Here is a 21,875-nt window from a genome sequence, read left to right on the forward strand (position 1 = left end):
CGCTTATACAAAGAAAGGCACATCTTTCGGCGCGTATTTTTTCATCCCTTCTTCGTTGATTTCGACGCCGATACCCGGTTTTTCGGACAGCGGAATAAAACCGTCTTTAACCATCGGCCCGTCGAACGTGACAATTTCCTTGAACATCGGGTCTTCATGGAAATAAATCTGCCATTCCAAAATCATGAAGTTCGGCACCGACGCGCAAACGTGGCTGGACGCCATCGCGCCCAGGTACGACGCCACCATGTGGGGTGCAAACGGCACGTAATAGAGATTGGCGAGGTTGGCAATGCGCTGGCCTTCACCCAGCCCACCGGCTTTTTGCAAATCCGGCATGATGATATCCACCGCGCCAATTTCGAGCATCCGACGGAACCCGTAGGCCAGGTAATGGTTTTCGCCCGCACAAATCGGCGTGCTGGTCGATTCGGAAATGAGCTTGTACGCTTCGACGTTTTCGGCCGGAATCGGCTCTTCCAGGAACATCAGGTTGAGCGGTTCCATCATTTTGGCGACTCGTTTGCCGGTGGTCATGTCGTACCGGCCGTGCATATCGACGCAGATATCGACTTTCGGTCCCACGGCTTTCCGAACGGAAGCAATCTGGTTGTACATCCGTTCCAGTTCGCCGGGGCTGGCCGTCCAGTTGTAGCGGTCGTATTTATTCGGATCGTTCCATTCGTCGATGTCGTATTTCACGGCATTGAAGCCCATCTGGACGGCTTCGGTGGCACTTTTGGCAAAATGGTCGTTGCTTTTGTCCGTGTCGCGGTAAGTGCCGGTGTCGCAGTAAACCCGGATTCGATCACGGTATTTTCCGCCCAGCAACTGGTACACCGGCAGACCGAGCGCCTTGCCAACGAGATCCCACAGCCCGGCTTCGACGGCCGACAGGACGGCGATGTACATCCCAGCCTGCGCACCTTCAAAGAAGCCGGATTTCCGAATGTCTTCGAACAACCGATTGACGTTCAGCGGGCTTTTGCCCTTGATCCGCTGGGCCATCATTTTCACCAGGTGGTACGTGCCGGGTGTGGCATCGACGGCTTCTCCGCAGCCCCAGATGCCCTGGTTGGTATGAATCTTGACGAATAAACTATGGCCGTTGCGGATGTAACCGCATTTAATATCGGTGATTTTCAGGTCGGAAGGGGCCGACGATAGCGGAGCCCGTTCGACGGCGGTTTCCAGGGGGGCGCCGAAACTGGAGGTCGCGGCAAAGACGCTGGCAATGGCGCTTTTGGTCAGGAAAGATCTTCTGGAAGTCATGGGTTTGTGGAGTTTGTGGGGAGGTTGTTTCGCGGAGCTGAGCGGAGTTTAAAAGAGTTTAGCAGAGAAAATTAATTAACTCCGCTTAACTCCTTTTAAACTCCGCTCAGCTCCGCGAAATAACTCCTTACCAGGTTCGGGTTTTCAAATAATCCTGAATTTGTTCTTTCGGAACCGGCAGTTCGTTCAGGTGGGCGTTGAGCCACTGCGAGAAATCTTTTTCGATTTCGTCTGACCAGCGGTTGTCGATCTGGCCGGGCGTGTATTTCTGCTCACGAAGCCGCAAGTGCCCGAACATATCCCGTAACCGCACGATTTCGGAGGTTTTGACCACTTTCTCGACCAGGTGGGGCGGAATGAACGTCACCGCGCCGTCGCGGCCCAGCACTACGTCGCCGGGTATCACCATTACTTTGCCAATCCGCGTCGGGCGGTTGATGCCGACCAGGGTGGTATTCAGCTCGCCGTCGGGATTGTTGAGGTGATGGGAAGGGTGGTAACTGCGAAAGAACGAGGTAAAACCGCCAATTTCCTTCAAACCGGCGATGTCGCGAACGGCCCCTTCGTACACAATCCCGTTACCGGTTTTGGCGTAAATCGAGTTGCCGAGGTTGTCGCCGATGGTCGGGCCATCTTCGTGCATCCCAAACTGATCGACCACATACACGTCACCTTTCGTCAGCATATCGATGGGCCAGGCGTTCTGCGATTTCACGCGTCCGTCTTTTTCGTGCCCTTTCTTATCAGTCACCCGGTGCACATCGGGACGCCCGGGCATAAACGTTGCCGTGAGTGCCCGGCCCACCAGCACGCTGTCGGGGTTGATGGTTTGCCAGCCTTCGGCGTACTGGTATTTGTAATTCGAGCCTTTCATCGTGGCCCAGGCTTCTTCGTGGGTCACCAGTTTCATGCGTTTCAGCAAGGCGTCCGGCACTTTGGGTCGCCCATCGGGGAAGCGTTCCCCCTTCCATTCGGGGGTCAGAAAAATCAATTCTTCGCGGGAAATCTGCTGCCCGAACGACACTGTCGCCCGGCCGAGCAGAAAAACCGCCACGGCTGGTAAAATGATCCATTTCATCATAGTAATCAGGAACCAGAAAAAGATTGAGGATTGAAACGGAAGAAGGAAAATTCGGGAGATATCTACCCGTTTGATTGTGGAGTCAATGTCCGGGTACTATAAAGAAGCGATAGAATTGTCTAATCGGTGTCCACTTTGTTCGCTTGCGGACAAAAATTGTCCGGCATCGTACACTTTAAAAATATACAAAAAAGTTGGTAGCTGATAATCAGTTACTTAACGTATTGGCAATTTGTTGGCACAGCAATTGGCATATAGTAATCAGAACAGTAACAACAACAGAAAGAACAACAACAACAAATACGAACAACCATGAAAGCATTATTTGGTACCCTGATCATCGCTGCGCTGCTGAGCGCCAACACCGCAACGGCCACCCCGAACACTCCCAAAAACCGTTCGTTCGAGACCAACACCTTTATTACGAACCAGAACAAAATCTGGGTGGCCGTTGAAAAGTCATCCTCCGTCCCCGTCACGGTTTCGCTGCGTAACAGCGACAATGAAGTGGTTTTCAAACGCTTTATTGGCAAGAGTGAAAGCAAATTTGCCGCCAAGCTGGACGTGAGCGATCTGCCGGAAGGCCAATATGAACTGGAATTTACGTCATCAGAGGGTAGTATTAAAAAAACAGTTAGCATCAGCAAACCGGTGGTAATTGAAACGACCCGAATGATTTCAATGAAATAAAAGATTCTGTAGGATTAGTTTAGGTTAAGAAAGCGCAGGAAAGCTACTTCCGATTCGGAGGTAGCTTTTTTTTGGTATACCGAAAACCGGAAACCGTATACCGAAAAACTGTTAAGTTTGTAAATGGAACAGCCGCGCACCATCTACACGCCTGCTTTTTTTCTTCTTTGCCTGAGCGCATTTCTTTTTTACGCCAGTTTCAACATGCTGATTCCCGAATTGCCCGGTTATTTAACAAGCCTGGGTGGAGCGGAATATAAAGGGTACATCATCAGTTTATTTACCATAACCGCCGGATTATCAAGGCCTTTCAGCGGCCGCTTGACCGACTCGATCGGGCGCGTGCCGGTGATGGCCTTTGGGTCGCTGGTTTGTTTTGTCTGCGGTTTTTTATATCCGCTTGTGCCGCTGGCGGTAGCGCACGGCGTAGCGGCTTTGTTGTTATTGCGATTGGTACACGGTTTTTCGACCGGTTTTAAACCCACCGGGACCTCGGCTTACGTCGCCGACATTGTTCCCGACGAACGGCGGGGCGAAGCGATGGGCGTTTTGGGATTGAGCGGCAGCATCGGCATGGCGTTCGGGCCGGCCATCGGGAGTTGGTTAACAGCGGCCTTTGGCTTGAATCCCTTATTCTATACGTCGTCGGCGCTGGCGTTGTTATCCATCATTATTTTATTGAATATGAAAGAAACGCTCCTCAAACGGGTGCCGTTTCGCTGGAAATTATTGCGGATTTCGCGTCGCGATGTGTTCGAACCGACGGTTATATCGCCGTCGCTGGTAACATTTCTTAACTCGTTCAGTTTCGGGGCGGTTATTACGCTGACACCCGATTTCAGTGAAGCCCTGAATGTGGGCAATAAAGGCTTGTTTTTTACGGTTTTCACCATTTCCTCGCTGGCCATCCGGTTTCTGGCGGGCAAAGTGTCCGATCAATACGGCCGTCGACCGGTTTTGCGAATTGCGTCACTGCTTATTACCGCAGCGATGGTGTTGATGGCTTTCAGTACGTCAGTGGCCTCCTTTCTGCTGGCCGGAGTTGTATTCGGAATTTCGACGGGAATGTATTCGCCGACGGCTCAGGCCTGGACGGTGGATCTGAGTCATTCCGGAAATCGCGGGCGCGCATTGGCAACGATGTATATCGCGATGGAAGCCGGTATTGGCCTGAGCGCTTTCCTTTCGGCTACGCTATATGACAATAAAACGGAGCGGTTTCCGCTGGCTTTCCTGGTCACGGCGGCTTTTTCATTGATTTCTTTTCTTTATCTCCTGACAGGTCAGAAAAAAAAGAAGGCAACTGTTTTTTTTGAAAAGTAGAATTAAGGTATCGTTTTTAGATCGGTAACATAAAGCGGGTTAACCTAAAATGAGGTCCGCTGGAAGATCGTATAAAAAATTTAGCGGGATGAGTAACTGGTTTTGTAGTTGGTCTTTTGTTACTAATTTGTGGGGTGTGGAATAGAACGAATGAGTAGAAATACAAAAAGTGCATACTTCGTTACAACGCTAGTGGAATAACGTATACAAAACTTTATTAAAACCTGTGCAAAATGTAAATCGAATGGAAACGAATAATATTCTGTATAATGGCGTGAAATTGAAATAGTTAATAAAATTTTATCTAAAATAATTTCAGATAAAAAACTTGGAAAAATATAAAAAACGTTGAATATTTTCTCGAATTAACAAAAAAATGACATACCCATTTGTATAATTTCAGATAGAAAATTGATACTTTTGTTGTAGGCTTCGCGAAAAGTCTTCCGAAATTTTATTCTACCAAAACGTTTCAATTTGAAATTTTCGTTTTCTTTACACAAAAAACCAGTTTCAATTTAACCCTACAGTTAGTCTAATGAAAACACAATCTCCAACTCCAGCACCAGCTAAAGCAGCAGCTCCCAAGAAGAAGTCGAGCGGTCTGAATCCGGTGTTTGTCATTCCCATTTTGTTTGCCATCGCAGTTTGCACGTACATGTTCGTGTTTGGCGATGCTAGTCACTTTCAGGGTGGAAATAACGAAAACCTTCCGGTCGACGGCGATTATTTTGGGATCATTTACAAAGGAGGTCCAATCGTACCCCTGCTGTTTACCTGTTTCTTAATTGTGCTGGTTTTCTCAATTGAGCGTTTTATTACGATCGGCCGTGCCAATGGTTCCGGTTCAATCGACGAGTTTGTTCGGAAAGTAAAAGGTATGCTCGACCGCAATGAAGTAGACGCAGCCATCAAAGAGTGCGACCGTCAGAAAGGTTCAGTTGGTAACGTTGTAAAAACCGCTCTGTTGAAATATCAGCAACTGAGAACGGATGCCGAACTGACGAAAGAGCAGAAACTGGTAGCCCTGCAAAAAGAAGTAGAAGAAGCAACAACGCTCGAGTTGCCGATGTTGGAGAAAAACCTGACCATCATTGCTACGCTGGCTTCGGTATCAACGCTGGTTGCGCTGTTGGGTACGGTATTGGGTATGATCCGTGCATTTAGCGAATTGGGATCGACGGGTCAACCGGATACGGCTGCTTTGTCAACGGGTATCTCTGAGGCCCTTGTAAACACGGCTTTGGGTATCGGTACGGCCGCTATCGCGACGATCATGTACAGCTATTTTACGAGCCGCATTGATGAGCTGACCTACAACATCGACGAAATCGGGTTGAGCATTCAGCAAAACTTTGCTGCACACAATTAATAAGTGGTTAGTAACGTTTTTACATCACAAAAAGATTAAACTATGCCTATCGTTAAGCCCAAACGGTCGCGACCTCACATGGACATGACGGCGATGTGTGATGTAGCATTCCTTCTACTGACCTTCTTTATTTTGACGGCTCAGATCAGAGTACAGGAGGCTGCTGAAATCAATCCGCCGACCTCGATCTCCGGTATAAAAGTTCCTGATACCGATATCATGACCATTAGTTTGGATAAATCCGGACAGGTGTTTTTCGGTATCGATGGTCAACCAAACCGGGTGGCCATGCTCGAAAACATTGGTGAAGTATACGGCATTTCTTTCTCCGATCGCGAAAAGAAAGCCTTCTCACTGCTGCCAAACTTCGGAATACCGATCAACCAGTTGAAATCCTATTTGTCGCTGAAACCGGATCAACAGGGTCAGGTTAAACAACCGGGAATTCCGGTGGATTCAACGGCCAATCTGCAAACCAACCAGTTGTCGCAGTGGGTTTTCAATGCCCGTAAAGCGAACAATAAACTGCGTATTGCTGTCAAAGGCGATAACCTGGCGAAATTCCCGAACTTCAAGAACGTATTGAGTTCATTGCAATCGCAGAACATCAACAAGTTCAACCTGATTACAGGTACCGAAGCTCCACCCGCCGGATGGACAAATGATTAATTAAGGTTAAACCACAAACTCACGCGATTCATCGCCTTAACATTGTAAAAAGATGGCAGATATCGACACCGGTGGGGGTGGGGGTAAGCATAAAGGTGGGAAAGTCCGAAGTAAAAAAGGATCTACACGGGTCGATATGACCCCGATGGTGGACCTGGGCTTTCTTCTCATTACGTTTTTCATTCTTGCTTCCACCTTAAGTAAACCGTCTTCGATGACACTGAACGTGCCGGACAAGACCGAAAAAGTAGAGACGGAGCCTATTAAGGCCTCGAAGGTAATGACAATTTTCCTGGGGAAAGACAACCAGATTTATTACATTTTCGGAAAAGCCGCCAACGAAAATCCGGAGTTAAAAACGGTTCAGTTTGGCCCCGAAATCCGGAATGCAATTCAGGAAAATAAGCGCAAAATCGGAGAGAAGGATTTTGTTGTGGTTATCAAACCGACCAAAGAATCTACCTACAAAAATCTGGTAGATATGCTGGACGAGATGGCTATTACAAAGACAAAACGCTACGCATTAGTGGATCAGATGACTCCGGATGAGAACAAGCTGATTGATCCTAAAATGAAGTAATGAACGGCTAAAAGCCAATTCAATGAATTAATCGCCATGGCAGAAGTAACGACTAATACCGGGACACTTGATGATATAGTGTTCGCAAATCGTAACAAGGCGTATGGTGCGTATGCATTACGGAAAGACTATTCCAGAACAGTTTACCGGGCCCTGATTATCGGGTCGGTACTTTTCCTTCTGGCAATGGCGACTCCTTCGATTATCTCTGTTTTGGCTCCAAAAGAAGACGAACAGGCGATGGTTGAAGTGGACCTGATGAAGTTACCACCTCCGCCGATTGACCCGAATGAACCGCCACCGCCACCGCCACCACCGGTTGAGTTGCCGAAGGTAAACACGGTGAAATTCCTACCGCCGGAAGTAAAACCGGATGAGGAAGTTCCCGAGGAAACCCCTCCGCCAACCGTTGAGGAATTGAAGGAAGCTGTTGCGGCTGAAAAAACGCAGGAAGGAGACCCGAACGCCGAAGAGGTAATTGTGGCTCCCGAAGAAACGGCTGGTCCGACGAAAGTAGAAGCTGCCGTTGAGGCCGCTCCAAAAGAAGATCAGATTTTTACCGTTGTTGAACAAAACCCGGAATTTCCGGGAGGTATGGCGGCTCTTGGCCAGTTTTTGGGCAAGAACATCCGGTACCCACCCGCAGCCTCCCGGGCCAACGTATCAGGCCGGGTGTTCGTAAGTTTCGTTGTTAATACCGATGGCAGTATTCAGGACGTTTCGGTTCTGAAAGGTCTGGGCTTCGGTACGGACGAAGAAGCGATGCGGGTTGTGAAATCCATGCCGAAATGGCGGCCCGGTAAACAGTCCGGTCGTCCGGTACGGGTTAAATACAACTTGCCCATCAACTTCCAGTTGGAGTAAGTTTGGAGTACGATTGCGAATGAAAGAAAAACCATCTGCAGACCTATTCAGCGTATCTATTAGCGTTCTGATGGGATTATTATACCTGGGAGGGGGCATCTACCTGATTGCCTCCTCTCAGTCTTTTGGACTCCTGCCCACGGGAACTTTCCGATATTTGTTAGCTGGATTGCTGATCATTTATGGATTATTCAGAGCATACCGGGGTGTAGAACGATTGCTTTAGTTATGAACAACCTGATAAAGATTGGAATTGGGATTGGGTTGATCAGTCTGGCGGCCTGTTCCTCCAGCCCTCCGCCCGATAATCCAACGCACGGGAAGATCAATATAACGGCCGATGAATCGCTGGAGCCGATGGTCGAGTCCATCTATAAGGCTTATGAAGGGGTTTATCCGAATGCCAAATTCAATGTAGTTTATAAACCTGAACAGGAAGCGATCACAACGATGCTCCGGGACAGTGCGCGGCTGGTGTTTTCGACGCGGGAATTGAATGACAACGAAAAGTCGGTTTTTGCCAAAAACAAGATCAAATATAAATCGGAGTTCATTGCCACCGATGGAATTGCGCTGATTGTGGGGAGGGAAAACCCGGACAGCCTGATTACAATGGCGGAGCTAAACGATATATTTCAGGGGCGGATTAAAAACTGGGAGCAGCTGAAACGAGGAAGCCAGAAAGGCCCGATTGTGCTGGTTTTCGACAATAATAACTCCAGTAACCTAAATTTTGCATTGAAGCAATTCAAAGTCAGTGACTTAAGCCGGATTAAAATTTTTACGGTAAAATCAAACAAACAGGTCATTGAATATGTTCGTAAGAATCCAACGGCACTAGGTTTTATCGGGGTCAATTGGATTAGCGACGGCGATTCACCGTTAGCTGCCGAGTTATCGAAAAACCTGCGGGTGATGGGAGTGTCTGAAGATGCCAGCCCTGATTCCATTGATGATTTTTTTCAACCATTTCAAAAGAATTTAGGTTTAAAGATATATCCCCTGCGCCGTAACGTTTACGTAATAAGTCGCGAAGCCCACTCGGGTTTAGGAAGCGGTCTCATTAATTACATTATTCGGGATGTTGGCGGACTTTTGATCGAGAAAAGTGGTCTTTGGCCCACAAAACCGTATAATCGGGAGGTATTTTTGGAAAAGAAGTTGAATTAATTTCTGTTTCCAATGCAATTTTATAGTTTTGTATTTTGTTTTTTCATATAGTAAACTTTTTTTTCACCCATTTCTCAACCTGAAATTGGCATGAATTTCCAAAAGAAAGCTCTGTTGACAGTGGTAGCCGCCGGTTTGTTTGGCTCATTGCAAGCGGTTGCCCAAGACGCACAATCGGGAGTGAAGGATCTGGAAGCAGGCCGTTATAACAAGGCTATCCAAACGTTTCAAAGTTTGGCCACCAGTGCTCCTTCTGCCGACAACTATTTCTATCTGGGCTATGCCCAGTTGAAATCCGGTAATCCGGACGCTGCCAAACAAGCGTTTGAAAAAGGCGCGGCTGCTGATCCTAAAAGCCAGCTCAATAACGTTGGATTGGGTGCGGTGGCATTGGCCAAAAAAGATCGCGCTACTGCGAAGACTTTAATTGATAACGCTTTAAAGGAAACCAAAAATAAGAATATTGACGTGCTGCTGCGCGCTGGTGAAGCGTACACCATGTTCCGTAAACCCGAAGAAGGATTGAACGATCCGGCGGAAGCGATCCGGATCCTGACGATTGCTGACGAACGGGATAAGAAAAACGAGAATGCCGAAATCGAAATGGCGTTGGGTGATGCCTATACGCTGAAAAACGATGGGGGTAATGCGGTTTCGAAATACGAAAACGCGCTGTCAATTCGGCCGAACGATGCCGAAGCCAAATACAAAATTGGAAACACGTTCCTGCGCGCCAAGAACTATGCCGAAGCGCAGAAATTTTATGCCGAAGCGATTGCCGCTGACCCTGAATTTGCGCCAACGTACGAAGACTTAGCGGAAGCGTACTTCGGTTCGAGAGCGTACAAGAATGCGTCAAAAAACATGGACTTGTACATCCAGAAAAGCCAGACGACGAACATTGACAAACTGTTACGTTCAGCTCAGTTTGACTTCCTGGCGGGCGATTTCAACAAATCCATCCAGAAGCTGGATCAACTGGAAGGCAAAGTAAAAAACCCGGTTATTCAACGGATTCGCGGCTGGGCTTTATCAGGTCTCGGTAAATACGATGAAGCCATTCAGGCACTGGAGAATTTTATTAAAGCCGCCCCGGATAAAGTGATCTACGACGATTATAAATACCTGGGCCGTGCGTATTCGCAGAAAGGTACACCGGAAGGTGATTCCTTAGCGATTATGAATCTGGAAAAAGCCGCACCTCAGGATACGACGGAGAACCTGTATCGTGAAATTGGTAAAACGCTGTATACGGCCAAGCGTTACGATAGAGCTGCTACTGCTTACAAGAAAGCCATTGCGGTGGACACGGCAAAAGCTACGACCAACGATTATTTCCAATTGGGTATGTCGAATTACCTGCTGGGAAGTAGAGTAGGTCGCGATAGTACCATGATGATGGGTGGTGATACGGCCGCGATTCGTCAGGCAAAAGAAAAATTCTACGCAGCTGCTGACTCGGCTTTCCTGAAAGTAAACAAGGTAAGTCCCGACTGGTCGCCCGGTTATTACTTCCGCGCTTCGGCTAACTACTTTAGCGACACGAAAGGTGCCATGACGACGGGTGAGCCAGTTCCCATGTACGAAAAATACCTGGAAGTTTCGGATAAGGAAATTGCAGCTGACGCGGCTAAAAAAGAAGCAAATAAACGATATATGATGACGGCTTATAAATTTTTGTCCTCGTATTATGCGAACAAGAATGATGCCGTGAAGTCAAAAGAATATTTGACGAAAGCCGCCGAGTTGGATCCAACGGATAAAGACGTACAGAATGCGCTGAATCCGCCAGCACCGCAACCCGCTGCGAAACCGGCCGCCAAACCGGCTGCTAAAAAACAGGCTGGTAAGGCTACTAAATAACCGCTATTTTAAAGCTGATTTGCAGAAAGAGGAACCCTTCAACCGGTTCCTCTTTCTGTTGTCAGACACCTATTGATAAATACTTCCCCTGAAAAATGCTGTTTTCCTGACAACAATTGTATTTTTGTGCGCGAACCTGCGTGTATCTTGAAACATTCTATGCTCAATCTTGTACTATTTGGCCCGCCGGGTGCCGGAAAAGGCACACAAAGTGAAAAACTGATTGCCCAATATCAATTGGTGCATTTATCGACCGGCGACCTGCTGCGCTCCGAAATCCGGGAAGGGACAGAACTTGGTCTGCGGGCCAGGATGCTGATGGATCAGGGTATTTTGGTGCCGGATGAGGTCGTTATTGGCATGATTGAAAATAAACTAAAAGAAAATCAATCAGCCGCTGGCTTCATTTTTGATGGTTTTCCAAGGACGGTGCCGCAGGCCCAGGCGCTTGATGAGCTTCTGGCGCATTACAACACCGAAATTAAGGTGATGGTTGCGCTGGTGGTCGATGAGGACGAGTTGACGAAACGACTGCTGATCCGTGGTCAGTCATCAGGCCGTCCCGATGATCAGAATGAAGAATTGATCCATCGCAGGATAAAAGAGTACAATGATAAAACGGCACCTGTTGCCAGTTACTACGAGTCGCAAGGGAAATTCAAAGCCATTGGCGGAATCGGAAATATTGAAGAAATATTCCAGGCCATTTGTGAGAAAATTGAAACCGCCACTGCGAACGTTCGCCAGTAAATACAAGCAACAGGGCCAGGCAGTAGCATGGCTTCATCAAATTTTATAGATTACGTAAAAATAAACATTCGATCGGGTGCAGGGGGTGCCGGTTCCATGCATTTTCGGCGGGAAAAACACGTCGATAAAGGTGGACCCGACGGGGGCGATGGCGGCCGTGGAGGCCACATCATTCTGAAGGGAAGCTCGCAACTCTGGACCTTATTGCATTTAAAATACCAGAAGCACATCAAGGCCAAACCCGGTAACGCGGGTGAAGGCGGCCGAAGAACCGGTGCGGAAGGGGATGATGTCATCATTGAAGTTCCGCTGGGGACCATTGCCCGTCTTGCCGAAACCGGTGAGCAAATGGCCGAGATCACGGAAGATGGACAGAAGATTATTCTGTTACACGGTGGGCGGGGCGGTTTAGGAAATACGCATTTTAAGTCGTCCACCAAACAGGCGCCGGATTATGCCCAACCGGGTGAAGCCGGGCAGGAAGAGTGGGTTATTCTGGAATTGAAATTACTGGCTGACGTGGGCCTGGTGGGCTTTCCGAACGCCGGGAAATCGACCTTGCTATCGGTTTTGTCGGCTGCTAAGCCCGAAATCGCTGATTACCCTTTTACGACGCTGGTTCCCCAGTTAGGCGTTGTGGCATACCGGGACTATAAGTCGTTTGTCATGGCTGACATTCCGGGAATTATTGAAGGGGCGTCGCAGGGAAAAGGATTGGGCCTGCGCTTTCTGCGGCACATCGAACGGAACTCAATTTTATTATTTCTGGTACCGGCCACCAGCGAAGACTGTGGTGCCGAATATGAAACGTTGTTGAATGAACTGCGGGAGTATAAGCCCGAATTGCTTGACAAGCAGCGATTATTGGCGATTTCTAAGATAGATTTAATTACGGAAACAGACTATAAAGAGATTCGCAAACGTTTACCGGCTGACGTACCTACGGTATTTCTCTCAGCCATTCTTCAGCAAGGCCTGACGGAACTGAAGGATAAAATCTGGGAAGCGTTGAACCGACCTGAAAACGAAGTGTAACCAATCCACCAGCGACCATCGCGACGATGCTCAGCTATGAAGAAAATTCGACTCTCTACAACGTTATTACCTTTCTTTTTATTTCTGCTTCCTGCGTTGACTCTGGCGCAGATCCAAATTACATTCCCAAAATCGCGGATGGTTTTTCAGAGAAATGGCGGCAACGAAGCTAGTCTTTGGATTGGCGGCTATTATTCTCTGCCTTTTACCCGGATTCAGGTACGGGCGGAACCGATGGATGGCGGAACTCTGGTTGACTGGACAACCATTCAGGAAAACCCGAAAGGTGGAGCTTTTGCGGGGTCTGTAACCGTGAAAGGTGGATGGTATCGTTTGAAAGTTCGCGGTTTACAGGGCGAACAATACATTGAAGGGGGCGGGGTTGAACGCATTGGCGTGGGCGAAGTATTCATAATCGCCGGGCAGTCAAATGCCCAGGGGTTTGAGAATTACGGCGGACCTGCAGCGAGTAACGACCGGGTCAGTTGTATCAACTTCGGATCCAATACCGATCAATCGCCTTTTGATCCGAATTTTCCGGAATTTTCGCATTTAGACGCCGGAAACCGGGTTTTCCCCCGAGGGTATTCCTCCTGGTGCTGGGGACGACTCGGTGATAAACTCGTCGCGCGGCTGGGCGTACCGGTTTTGTTCTTTAATGCGGGCTGGCAGGGATCATCGTCGAAAAACTGGCGCGAAAGCGCGGATGGTATCCAGACTACCGAAGAATATACCAATACCGCCAAATATCCCGTAGGGCAACCCTATGGAAACCTCCGGACCGCCTTGAATTACTACGTTCAGACTCTGGGGATCAGGGCGATATTATGGCACCAGGGCGAAGCTGACAATCAGTTCAATCGCTCGACTGATGATTATGCTGCCAATGTAACCAAAGTCATTCAGCGCAGTCGTGAGCACAGCGGAAAGGACATTTCCTGGGTAGTTTGTCGGGCATCGTATTTCGATGCCGGGGGGAGTAAAGGAAGCATTATTGCGGGACAGAATAAAGTTATTCAAACCGCTGGCAATGTTTTTCCCGGCCCGAACACCGACGGTATTCAAATACCGCGCGGGGGTTCGGGCAATCCCGATAATGATGGCGTTCACTTTTTCGGCAATGGATTGGTGCAACTCGCCGACGCCTGGGATGCGAATTTGAACGACAATTTTTTTCAGAACTCCAAACCCCAGTCGCCAACGCCCGGAGCAACCATTACCGTAACCTGCGGGGGCAATAATAATCTGTCACTCAAAGTTGACGGTGGATTTAATTCCATTACCTGGGATTCCGGGGGCAATGGACAGTCTATTACTGTCGGCGGTGGGCGGTATATGGCCACCGCAAAAGACGGGCTGGGCAATACCATTTTCACCGCACCTTTCCAGGTACCAAACCGGCCGGTTATTTCGACCAGCGGCCCAACTACTTTTTGCGAAGGAGGTAACTTGACGCTGACTTCTTCGTATGACAATACGGCCTGGAGCAACAACGCCAATGGGAAGAATATTACGGTTTCGACGGGGGGGACTTACCGGGCGGTTTATCGCGATGTAAGCAATTGCGAGTTTACATCTGATGAAGTGGCCGTCAAGGTCAATCCGTTACCGGCTCCGCCAACTGCCCGGAACCTGGGTGAAGCCCGGTTCTGCGACCGGCTTTCCACGACGCTTGAATCCACCGATGCCCTGATTTACAACTGGAGTACCGGCGAAAAATCGAAGCAGATCGTTATCCAGAAAGGGGGCACTTATTCCCTGACCGTTACCGACCAAAACGGCTGTACATCCCGCGAATCCAACCAGATTCCGATTATCGTCGACCCATTACCGAGTCGCCCCACCGTCACGGCCGGTGGCCCAACTACGTTCTGCGCCGACCAAAACGTAACGCTGACGTCAACCGCCGAAGCAGGATACGTCTGGGATGGCGTAGCAAATCAGACGGGACGGAGTGTGACAATCAATCTGGCGGGTAATTACGCGGTCAGAACCCGCAACATCTACGGTTGCCTTTCCGACCCTTCCAATGCCATTCTGATCCGGGTAAATCCGCTGCCGGCTCCGCCGACGCTGACGGCCAGTGGCGCAACGACGTTCTGCGATGGCGAACGGGTAACCCTGACGGCGAGTGGTAATCTGAAAGCCTTCTGGAACGTCGGGGATTCGACGCAAAGTATTGTTGCCACCCGATCCAATACGTATACCGCCCGGGTGCGCGACGCCAACGGCTGTTTTTCACCCGCATCGGCCGGGCTTAAAGTGGATGTAAAACCGGTGCCAACCATTCCCACCGTTCAGCAGATCGGTACGTATACCCTTGAAGCGGCAGGCACCCGGCAGGGCGATTATTACCGCTGGGAACGGGATAATGCCGTGGTTGAACCCCGAACCTCCATCATTAAAGCGAATCAGACGGGATCATACCGGGCGCGGGCCTTCCTGGCTTATGATAACGGGCTCGTGTGTGCATCCGATTTCTCAGCCCCGATTGCCTTTACGCTCATTATCGATAACGATGGCTTGAGCGTTTACCCGAATCCCAGTCCAAATAAAGAAGTGACCATCGAAACGCTGGAAGATATTACCGATGCCACCGTTATCTTAACCACTTTAAGTGGCCAGGTATTATGGCGGTCCAATGTGACGACATTTAACGAACGAAAAAGGTGGAATTTTTCGACGGTTCCGTCGGGGCATTATATCCTGACCGTTCGGTCAGCTACTTTTAAGGTGTCGAAACGTCTGTTAATTGGTTTATAAGGAGTTACTCTCAGAAACTGCCCCCCGGACTACGTTTCGGGGGGCAGTTTTGTTTTCCCGGAAAAAAAACCGAATCTTTGTTAGTTAAACAGCGATAGAATCCCTTTGACAGTCGCTGTTTTGCAAGTTACAAACGCCACAAGAATCAGATATCCAGCGATTAAGAGAGAGTTTGAATTGAGAACGATTACTTGTTAACGAATGAAATCCACCGTAATTACCCGACTGCTTGGCACGGCGGGGCTTTTTCTTTTCTGGTATTCTGCGATTGCTCAACTAAAAATAACGTATCCTTCGAGTCGGGCGGTTTTTCAGCGCGATCAGAGTGATAACAGTACCATTTTTATCTCCGGAACGTACTCACAGCCCATCACGAAGGTCGAAGCCCGTCTGGTAAAAATGAACGATGGGCAGGGCATCGACACCGACTGGCAAACCATTCAGACCAATCCGCAGGGCGGTATTTTTCAGGGTCCTTTGAAAGGTCGGGGCGGTTGGTACCGGCTGGAAGCCCGGGCCTGGCAGGGAAATACCCTCGTCGGGCAGGACAATGTGGTCAAGATCGGAATCGGTGAAGTTTTTATCATTACCGGTCAGTCGAACGCCCAGGGGTTTCAGCAGAAGGGCGCTGAAGGAGCCACGGATGACCGCGTCAATTGCATTACCTACGATAATTCGGTTACAAACTCCCTGGACAATCCACCCTCGCCCAGTTTCCGGCAGCTCGGGGCCGACGCACTCGTGGGTCCGCGGGGCCAAAGCGCCTGGTGCTGGGGGTTGCTGGGCGACATGGTGGCCCGGAAATATAACGTCCCGGTTTTATTCATCAACACGGCCTGGGCCGGAACTGCCATTCATAACTGGACAGAAAGTTTTGACGGAAAAACCACCAAAAACGTTTTTGTGGATCAAAATTTACCCGCCGGAATGCCATATGGCAATTTGTTGATATCGCTGCGGTATTTTAGCTCGCTTCAGGGATTACGGGCGGTTTTGTGGCAGCAGGGCGAAACGGACAACCACTTGCGGCTGCAACAGGACCAATACCGGCTTTCGATGCAGTTGCTCGTCAACAAAACCAGGGCCGATACCCGACGTTATCCGTCCTGGATGCTGGCGCGTTCGTCCTACAACCTGGGTCGCGTGGATGGCGGAATCATTGCCGCCCAAAATCAGGTAATCGGTACATTTAACAACAATGTTTTTGCGGGACCGGAAACCGACCGCATCCAGATACCGCGGTATGATGCCGTCAATGGCGATGGGGGAACGCACTTCGGCGGTGATGGCCTGCGGCAATACGCCGAAGCCTGGTTTGCCAGTATGGATGAGCGGTTTTTTACGGGCGCTATTCCGTTGCTGCCGCTGCCGACTCCGGCCCTGAGCGTTGCCTGCGCTTCGACCAATGCCGGTGTTAACCTGAGTTTGCAAACCGAAGTTCGGGATCGGGACAATACGCCCTTTCAACTCACCAACATTACCTGGAGCAACGGACAGAAAGGGAACACACTGGCCGTGACCGCCCCCGGAACGTATTACGCCATTGCCAAAGATGACGGAGGTACGACGTTTATTTCGCCCTCGGTTACCATCACGGCGCCCTTGGTTCCGGCAACGCCAACCATTACACAATCGGGAACGCAGCAAGCCTGCGCGGATTCGACGTTTACCTTCTCGACCGACAGCCCGGTTGCCAATAACATCATCTGGAGTACCAACGCCACTTCCCGCCAGCTGACCGTCGGAACCGCCGGTTCGTATACCGCTAAAGCCGTCAATCTGTACGGCTGTACATCGCCGGTATCGGCACCGGCCAGCCTGATCATTCAGCCTAAACAGGCCCCACCGACTATTGAGCAGCGTGGCCCATTTTCCCTGCAGGCGCTGCCACCCACGGGCTCACTGCCGCTCAAACGGCAATACGACTGGAAATCGGGCGGTGCTACGGTTCCGGGCAATGCCGACGTCATCAAAGTCACGCAGAACGGGCAATATTCGGCGCGCTCAAAAACCACCTTTACCCTGGGGAATAGCTCCATTGTGTGTTATTCGGCTTATTCGAAGGAAGTGGGGTACGTCAGTAACGAAAACGCCGGGAATGGAATCATTGCGTTTCCGAACCCGTCGACGGATGGAATTGTCCGACTTGAAATAAAAGAAAATATTAAAAATGCGAATGTAACGGTTTCAACGATAAGCGGGCAGGTGGTTTATACCACGTTGTTACCGGTTTTCGATAATCAACTGGCCATCAATCTGTCAACATTTTCACCGGGAAATTACATTATTCGGGTAAAAGCCGATGGTTATCAGGACACCCGGCGGGTTTGGGTGAAATAACCGTCGGTTCAGAACGAAGCGGGTCTTTCATTCCGGTGGAAGACCCGCTTTGTGTTGATAAATCCGCGCTTATGTGGTAAATTTGAAAGATAATTTCGTGTTTGAAATATCATTAACTTGCGGGGCTTTCTGCAACCTTATATGAACACAACCTATTTGCCTTCCGATTACCTGCCGATTTTTATCCAATTAGGATTGGCGCTGGGCTTCATCATCACCACGATGTTCGTGACCCACAACATCGGCCCCAAACGACACAGCAAGAAAAAAGACGAAGCGTTCGAGTGCGGGATTCCCTCTGAGGGCGATGCCCGGACTCCGATCTCCATCAAATATTTTCTGATTGCCATTCTATTCGTCCTCTTCGACGTAGAAGTGATTTTTATGTATCCCTGGGCAGTCAATTTCAAAAACCTTGGCGTGGCCGGGTTCGTCGAAATGGTCCTTTTCATGGGATTTCTGCTGGCCGGTTTTTACTACATTCTCCGGAAAGGAGTTTTGAAGTGGGAGTAAACCGAAACGCAGTAAAAAATGTTAATTTGTTGTTATCAACAAGCAACTCCAAAGCATGGCAAGTGACATCAAGATAGCCGAAGCCCCCGCCAGTTACGAAGGCCCCGGTTTTCAGGCAACTTCATTTGATAAAATCATTGGGCTGGCCCGCGCCAATTCGCTGTGGCCATTGCCGTTTGCAACCTCGTGTTGCGGCATCGAATTTATGTCGACCATGGCATCGCGGTACGATATTGCGCGTTTCGGAGCCGAGCGCCCGAGTTTTTCGCCCCGGCAGGCCGACGTATTGCTGGTGGCCGGGACTATCGCCAAAAAAATGGCACCGGTTTTAAAACAGGTTTATCTGCAAATGGCCGAACCGCGCTGGGTCATTGCCATCGGTGCCTGCGCGTCGAGTGGCGGTATTTTCGATACGTACAGTGTTTTGCAGGGAATTGACCGGATTATCCCGGTTGACGTCTACGTGCCCGGTTGTCCTCCGCGCCCGGAGCAAATTCTGGACGGGCTGATGAAGGTTCAGGAACTCTCGATCAACGAATCCCTGCGCCGACGGAATTCGCCGGAATATCAGCACTTGCTGGAATCGTATAATATTCAATAATTGGATGGTTGTATGGTTTTAATGGCTAAATGGTTAAAATGGTTGCAAATGTTCAGAAAGCCATTTAACCATTAAAACCATACAATCATTAAAGCTATTTTAATCCGTCCAGCCATTTGACGACTATTTTTCATGACTAACGAGGAAGTTGCTAAAGATCTGATCCGCCAGTTTGGGGAAGACGTTTACGATTTTGATGAACCGTACGGAATGCTGACGTTATCGACCACGCGGGACCAAATTATCCCGATCATTCGGTACCTGAAGGATCATTCGCTGTATCAGATCGGTTTTCTGACGACGCTGTGCGGTATTCATTATCCCGACGATCCGAACCCGGAACGGGAGTATTGTATCGTTTATCAGCTTCACAGTCTGGTCAATAATTTCCGGCTTCGGATCAAGGTTTTTCTGTCGGAAGACGATCTGCACATTCCAACGGCAACGACGGTTTATCTGGCCGCCAACTGGATGGAACGCGAAACATACGATTTCTTCGGTGTCATTTTCGACGGTCACCCCAAGCTGACCCGGATTCTGAACATGGAGGACATGGATTACTTTCCGATGCGGAAAGAATACCCGCTCGAAGATCCGACGCGGGAAGATAAGATCGATGCGTTATTTGGTAGATAAGGATTGAATGGCCGAATGGCTAATAAATGGTTAAAAAACAATAAACCATTTAACCATTTTCAACCATTCAGCCATTCAACAATTCAAAGTTACATGAGCACTGTACTTGACATATCGAATAAAAACGTACCCGGTAACGATTTGCCCGCTAAACCGGAGGAAAACGTTCAGTACGTCAACGAGTTAACCACCCTCAACCTCGGCCCTACACACCCGGCAACCCACGGTATTTTCCAGAACATCCTGCAAATGGATGGTGAGAAGATCGTGTCGGGTGAGCAGACGATTGGCTACATTCACCGGGCGTTCGAGAAAATTGCCGAACGGCGGCCTTTCTACCAGATCACCACGCTGACCGACCGGATGAACTACTGTTCGTCGCCGATCAACAACTTCGGCTGGCACATGACGGTCGAGAAGTTGCTGGGCATTACGGTCCCGAAACGGGCGCAGTACATTCGTGTGATCATGATGGAACTGGCCCGGATTGCCGACCACCTGATTTGTAACGGGATTCTGGGCGTGGATACGGGAGCCTTTACCGGTTTTCTGTACCTGTTCGAGGAACGCGAAAATATCTACGAAATCTACGAAGAAGTCTGCGGAGCCCGTCTGACGACCAACATGGGCCGGATTGGCGGCATGGAGCGGGATTTGTCGGCGGAAGCGATTCGCAAAATCCGCGCCTTCATCAAGCGGTTTCCGCCCATCATGCAGGAGTTTGAAAAGTTGTTCAACCGCAACCGGATTTTCATGGATCGCGTCATCGACGTCGGTCCGATTACGGCCGAGCGCGCGCTGAACTACGGTTTTACGGGCCCGAACCTGCGGGCCGCCGGGGTCGACTACGACGTGCGGGTCATGAATCCGTATTCGTCGTATCAGGACTTTGAATTCGATATTCCGGTTGGAAAAAGTGGCGACACCTACGACCGGTTTATGGTGCGGAACGGCGAAATATGGGAGAGCTTGCGGATTATCGAACAGGCAATTGAGAACCTGCCTGAAGGGCCGTATTTTGCCGATGCGCCGGAGTATTACCTGCCGCCCAAGAAAGAAGTGTACCGGAACATGGAAGCCCTGATTTATCACTTCAAGATTGTGATGGGCGAAATCGATGCGCCGGTGGGCGAGGTTTACCACTCGGTGGAAGGTGGCAATGGCGAACTGGGCTTTTACCTGATCAGCGATGGCGGTCGGGCGCCCTACCGGTTGCATTTCCGTCGGCCTTCGTTTATCTATTACCAGGCCTATCCGGAAATGTGCGTCGGAACGACTTTGTCGGATGCGATTGTCATTATGAGTAGCCTGAACGTCATTGCGGGCGAATTGGATTCGTAAATTCCCGAGAGGGAGAAAGGAGGGCTTATGAAACCCGATTGGCAGGATTTAGTCAGTAGTTCGTACCCGGAAACCGTTGTTACAATCCGAAAAATGATTGAGCAAAGTGAGTACGAAGAGGCTATGGCTGGTCTTGATGAACTGGAGGAAAGCATGTCGAAGCATGAACAGCGAGCTGTTAAGAGCCAACTGACGCGCTTAATGGCGCACATATTGAAATGGCGCTATCAACCAGATAAACGATCGACCAGTTGGGCGCTGACTATCGCTAACTCCCGCATTGAAATTGAAGATTCGCAGGAAACAATGCCTTCACTAAATACAGCGTTTATCCAAAGTATTTGGGAGAAATGTTTTGACCATGCAATTACATTGGCCAAAGCCGAAATGAATCTGTCGCGTAAAGATAAATTTGAACCTGCTCCATTAACGTGGCAGGAAGTTTTTGAAGACGAATACCTGCTGTAAACCAATATGACGGAAACTCCAACTACCGTAGAATTTACCCCTGAGAGGCTGGCGACAGCGCAGGAAATGATTGCCCGTTATCCGCAGGGTCGGCAGAAGTCGGCGCTGCTGCCGCTGTTGCACCTGGCGCAGGAACAATGGGGCTGGCTGAGTCCGGAAGTGATGGATTATGTCGCCCGGATGCTGGAGATTCAGGCGATTGAAGTCTACGAAGTGGCGACGTTCTACACCATGTTTCACCTGGACCCGGTTGGTAAACACGTGATTGAATACTGCCGGACGGGTCCCTGCTGCCTGATGGGGGGCGAAGAGGTATACGATTACCTGAAACAGAAACTCGGCATTCAGGCCGGCGAAACCACTCCTGATCAGAAGTTTACGCTGAAGGAGGTGGAATGTTTGGCCGCTTGTGGAATGGGACCGGTTTTTCAGATTCGGGAGAAATATTACATGCACCTGACCCGGGAGCGGGTCGATGAAATTATTGATGAATTGAGTCGGTAAAGAATGGGTAAAAGGTAACTTCAATTCAACAATGCGGAGT

20 protein-coding genes are annotated in these 21,875 nt (G+C 49.5%); 18 read left to right on the plus strand and 2 right to left on the minus strand.

Going from position 1 to position 21,875, the window contains the following annotated elements:
- Nucleotides 1-3 precede the first annotated feature (3 nt).
- Together GJJ30_RS04490 and GJJ30_RS04495 are read right to left on the minus strand one after the other, a co-directional pair.
- Complete coding sequence (locus GJJ30_RS04490) at nt 4-1,272, minus strand: mandelate racemase/muconate lactonizing enzyme family protein (RefSeq protein WP_154173615.1); 1,269 nt, start codon at nt 1,270-1,272, stop codon at nt 4-6.
- A gap of 127 nt (nt 1,273-1,399) precedes the next feature.
- Entirely contained in the window at nt 1,400-2,350 is a 951-nt protein-coding gene (locus GJJ30_RS04495; RefSeq protein ID WP_154174430.1) for an RraA family protein, read from the minus strand.
- Nucleotides 2,351-2,665: 315 nt separating this feature from the next.
- Here GJJ30_RS04495 and GJJ30_RS04500 point away from each other — a divergent pair, with 315 nt between their 5' ends.
- The 18 genes from GJJ30_RS04500 (at nt 2,666) to nuoE (ending at nt 21,835) form a co-directional block, all read left to right on the plus strand.
- Complete coding sequence (locus GJJ30_RS04500; protein WP_154173617.1) at nt 2,666-3,043, plus strand: T9SS type A sorting domain-containing protein; 378 nt, start codon at nt 2,666-2,668, stop codon at nt 3,041-3,043.
- A 123-nt stretch (nt 3,044-3,166) separates the two neighbouring features.
- Complete coding sequence (locus GJJ30_RS04505) at nt 3,167-4,366, plus strand: MFS transporter (RefSeq protein WP_154173619.1); 1,200 nt, start codon at nt 3,167-3,169, stop codon at nt 4,364-4,366.
- 538 nt (nt 4,367-4,904) lie between these two features.
- Nucleotides 4,905-5,738 carry a MotA/TolQ/ExbB proton channel family protein gene (locus GJJ30_RS04510; protein ID WP_154173621.1) on the plus strand — a complete coding sequence of 278 codons (834 nt, stop codon included), beginning with the start codon at nt 4,905-4,907 and terminating at the stop codon, nt 5,736-5,738.
- Nucleotides 5,739-5,780: 42 nt separating this feature from the next.
- Nucleotides 5,781-6,407: an ExbD/TolR family protein gene (locus tag GJJ30_RS04515; RefSeq protein ID WP_124874379.1), complete on the plus strand. Its 627-nt coding sequence runs from the start codon at nt 5,781-5,783 to the stop codon at nt 6,405-6,407.
- 52 nt (nt 6,408-6,459) lie between these two features.
- A complete protein-coding gene (locus GJJ30_RS04520; protein WP_154173623.1) occupies nt 6,460-6,987 on the plus strand; it encodes an ExbD/TolR family protein in 528 nt (175 codons plus the stop codon).
- A gap of 36 nt (nt 6,988-7,023) precedes the next feature.
- A complete protein-coding gene (locus GJJ30_RS04525; RefSeq protein WP_154173625.1) occupies nt 7,024-7,851 on the plus strand; it encodes an energy transducer TonB in 828 nt (275 codons plus the stop codon).
- A gap of 228 nt (nt 7,852-8,079) precedes the next feature.
- On the plus strand, nt 8,080-9,021 hold the full coding sequence (locus GJJ30_RS04530) for a PstS family phosphate ABC transporter substrate-binding protein (protein ID WP_154173627.1): 942 nt from the start codon (nt 8,080-8,082) through the stop codon (nt 9,019-9,021).
- A 90-nt stretch (nt 9,022-9,111) separates the two neighbouring features.
- Entirely contained in the window at nt 9,112-10,884 is a 1,773-nt protein-coding gene (locus GJJ30_RS04535) for a tetratricopeptide repeat protein (RefSeq protein ID WP_154173629.1), read from the plus strand.
- Nucleotides 10,885-11,043: 159 nt separating this feature from the next.
- Nucleotides 11,044-11,634, plus strand: a complete 591-nt coding sequence (locus GJJ30_RS04540) for an adenylate kinase (RefSeq protein ID WP_154173631.1) — start codon at nt 11,044-11,046, stop codon at nt 11,632-11,634.
- Between the two features lie 27 nt (nt 11,635-11,661).
- Nucleotides 11,662-12,669 (plus strand): GTPase ObgE, encoded by a 1,008-nt coding sequence (gene obgE / locus GJJ30_RS04545; protein WP_154173633.1) that lies wholly within the window; start codon nt 11,662-11,664, stop codon nt 12,667-12,669.
- Between the two features lie 138 nt (nt 12,670-12,807).
- Nucleotides 12,808-15,432 carry a T9SS type A sorting domain-containing protein gene (locus GJJ30_RS04550; RefSeq protein ID WP_170299122.1) on the plus strand — a complete coding sequence of 875 codons (2,625 nt, stop codon included), beginning with the start codon at nt 12,808-12,810 and terminating at the stop codon, nt 15,430-15,432.
- 201 nt (nt 15,433-15,633) lie between these two features.
- A complete protein-coding gene (locus GJJ30_RS04555; RefSeq protein WP_154173637.1) occupies nt 15,634-17,772 on the plus strand; it encodes a sialate O-acetylesterase in 2,139 nt (712 codons plus the stop codon).
- Nucleotides 17,773-17,913: 141 nt separating this feature from the next.
- Nucleotides 17,914-18,285: an NADH-quinone oxidoreductase subunit A gene (locus tag GJJ30_RS04560; protein WP_124874397.1), complete on the plus strand. Its 372-nt coding sequence runs from the start codon at nt 17,914-17,916 to the stop codon at nt 18,283-18,285.
- 55 nt (nt 18,286-18,340) lie between these two features.
- Nucleotides 18,341-18,886, plus strand: a complete 546-nt coding sequence (locus tag GJJ30_RS04565; RefSeq protein WP_154173640.1) for an NADH-quinone oxidoreductase subunit B — start codon at nt 18,341-18,343, stop codon at nt 18,884-18,886.
- A 132-nt stretch (nt 18,887-19,018) separates the two neighbouring features.
- A complete protein-coding gene (locus GJJ30_RS04570) occupies nt 19,019-19,522 on the plus strand; it encodes an NADH-quinone oxidoreductase subunit C (protein ID WP_154173642.1) in 504 nt (167 codons plus the stop codon).
- 93 nt (nt 19,523-19,615) lie between these two features.
- Nucleotides 19,616-20,863 (plus strand): NADH dehydrogenase (quinone) subunit D, encoded by a 1,248-nt coding sequence (gene nuoD / locus GJJ30_RS04575; protein ID WP_154173644.1) that lies wholly within the window; start codon nt 19,616-19,618, stop codon nt 20,861-20,863.
- 27 nt (nt 20,864-20,890) lie between these two features.
- Nucleotides 20,891-21,331 (plus strand): DUF29 domain-containing protein, encoded by a 441-nt coding sequence (locus GJJ30_RS04580; RefSeq protein ID WP_154173646.1) that lies wholly within the window; start codon nt 20,891-20,893, stop codon nt 21,329-21,331.
- Nucleotides 21,332-21,337: 6 nt separating this feature from the next.
- Nucleotides 21,338-21,835 (plus strand): NADH-quinone oxidoreductase subunit NuoE, encoded by a 498-nt coding sequence (gene nuoE / locus GJJ30_RS04585; RefSeq protein ID WP_154173648.1) that lies wholly within the window; start codon nt 21,338-21,340, stop codon nt 21,833-21,835.
- Nucleotides 21,836-21,875: the final 40 nt, after the last annotated feature.

Origin of the sequence: Larkinella terrae, from assembly GCF_009668025.1 — a bacterium.
Lineage (GTDB): Bacteria > Bacteroidota > Bacteroidia > Cytophagales > Spirosomataceae > Larkinella > Larkinella terrae.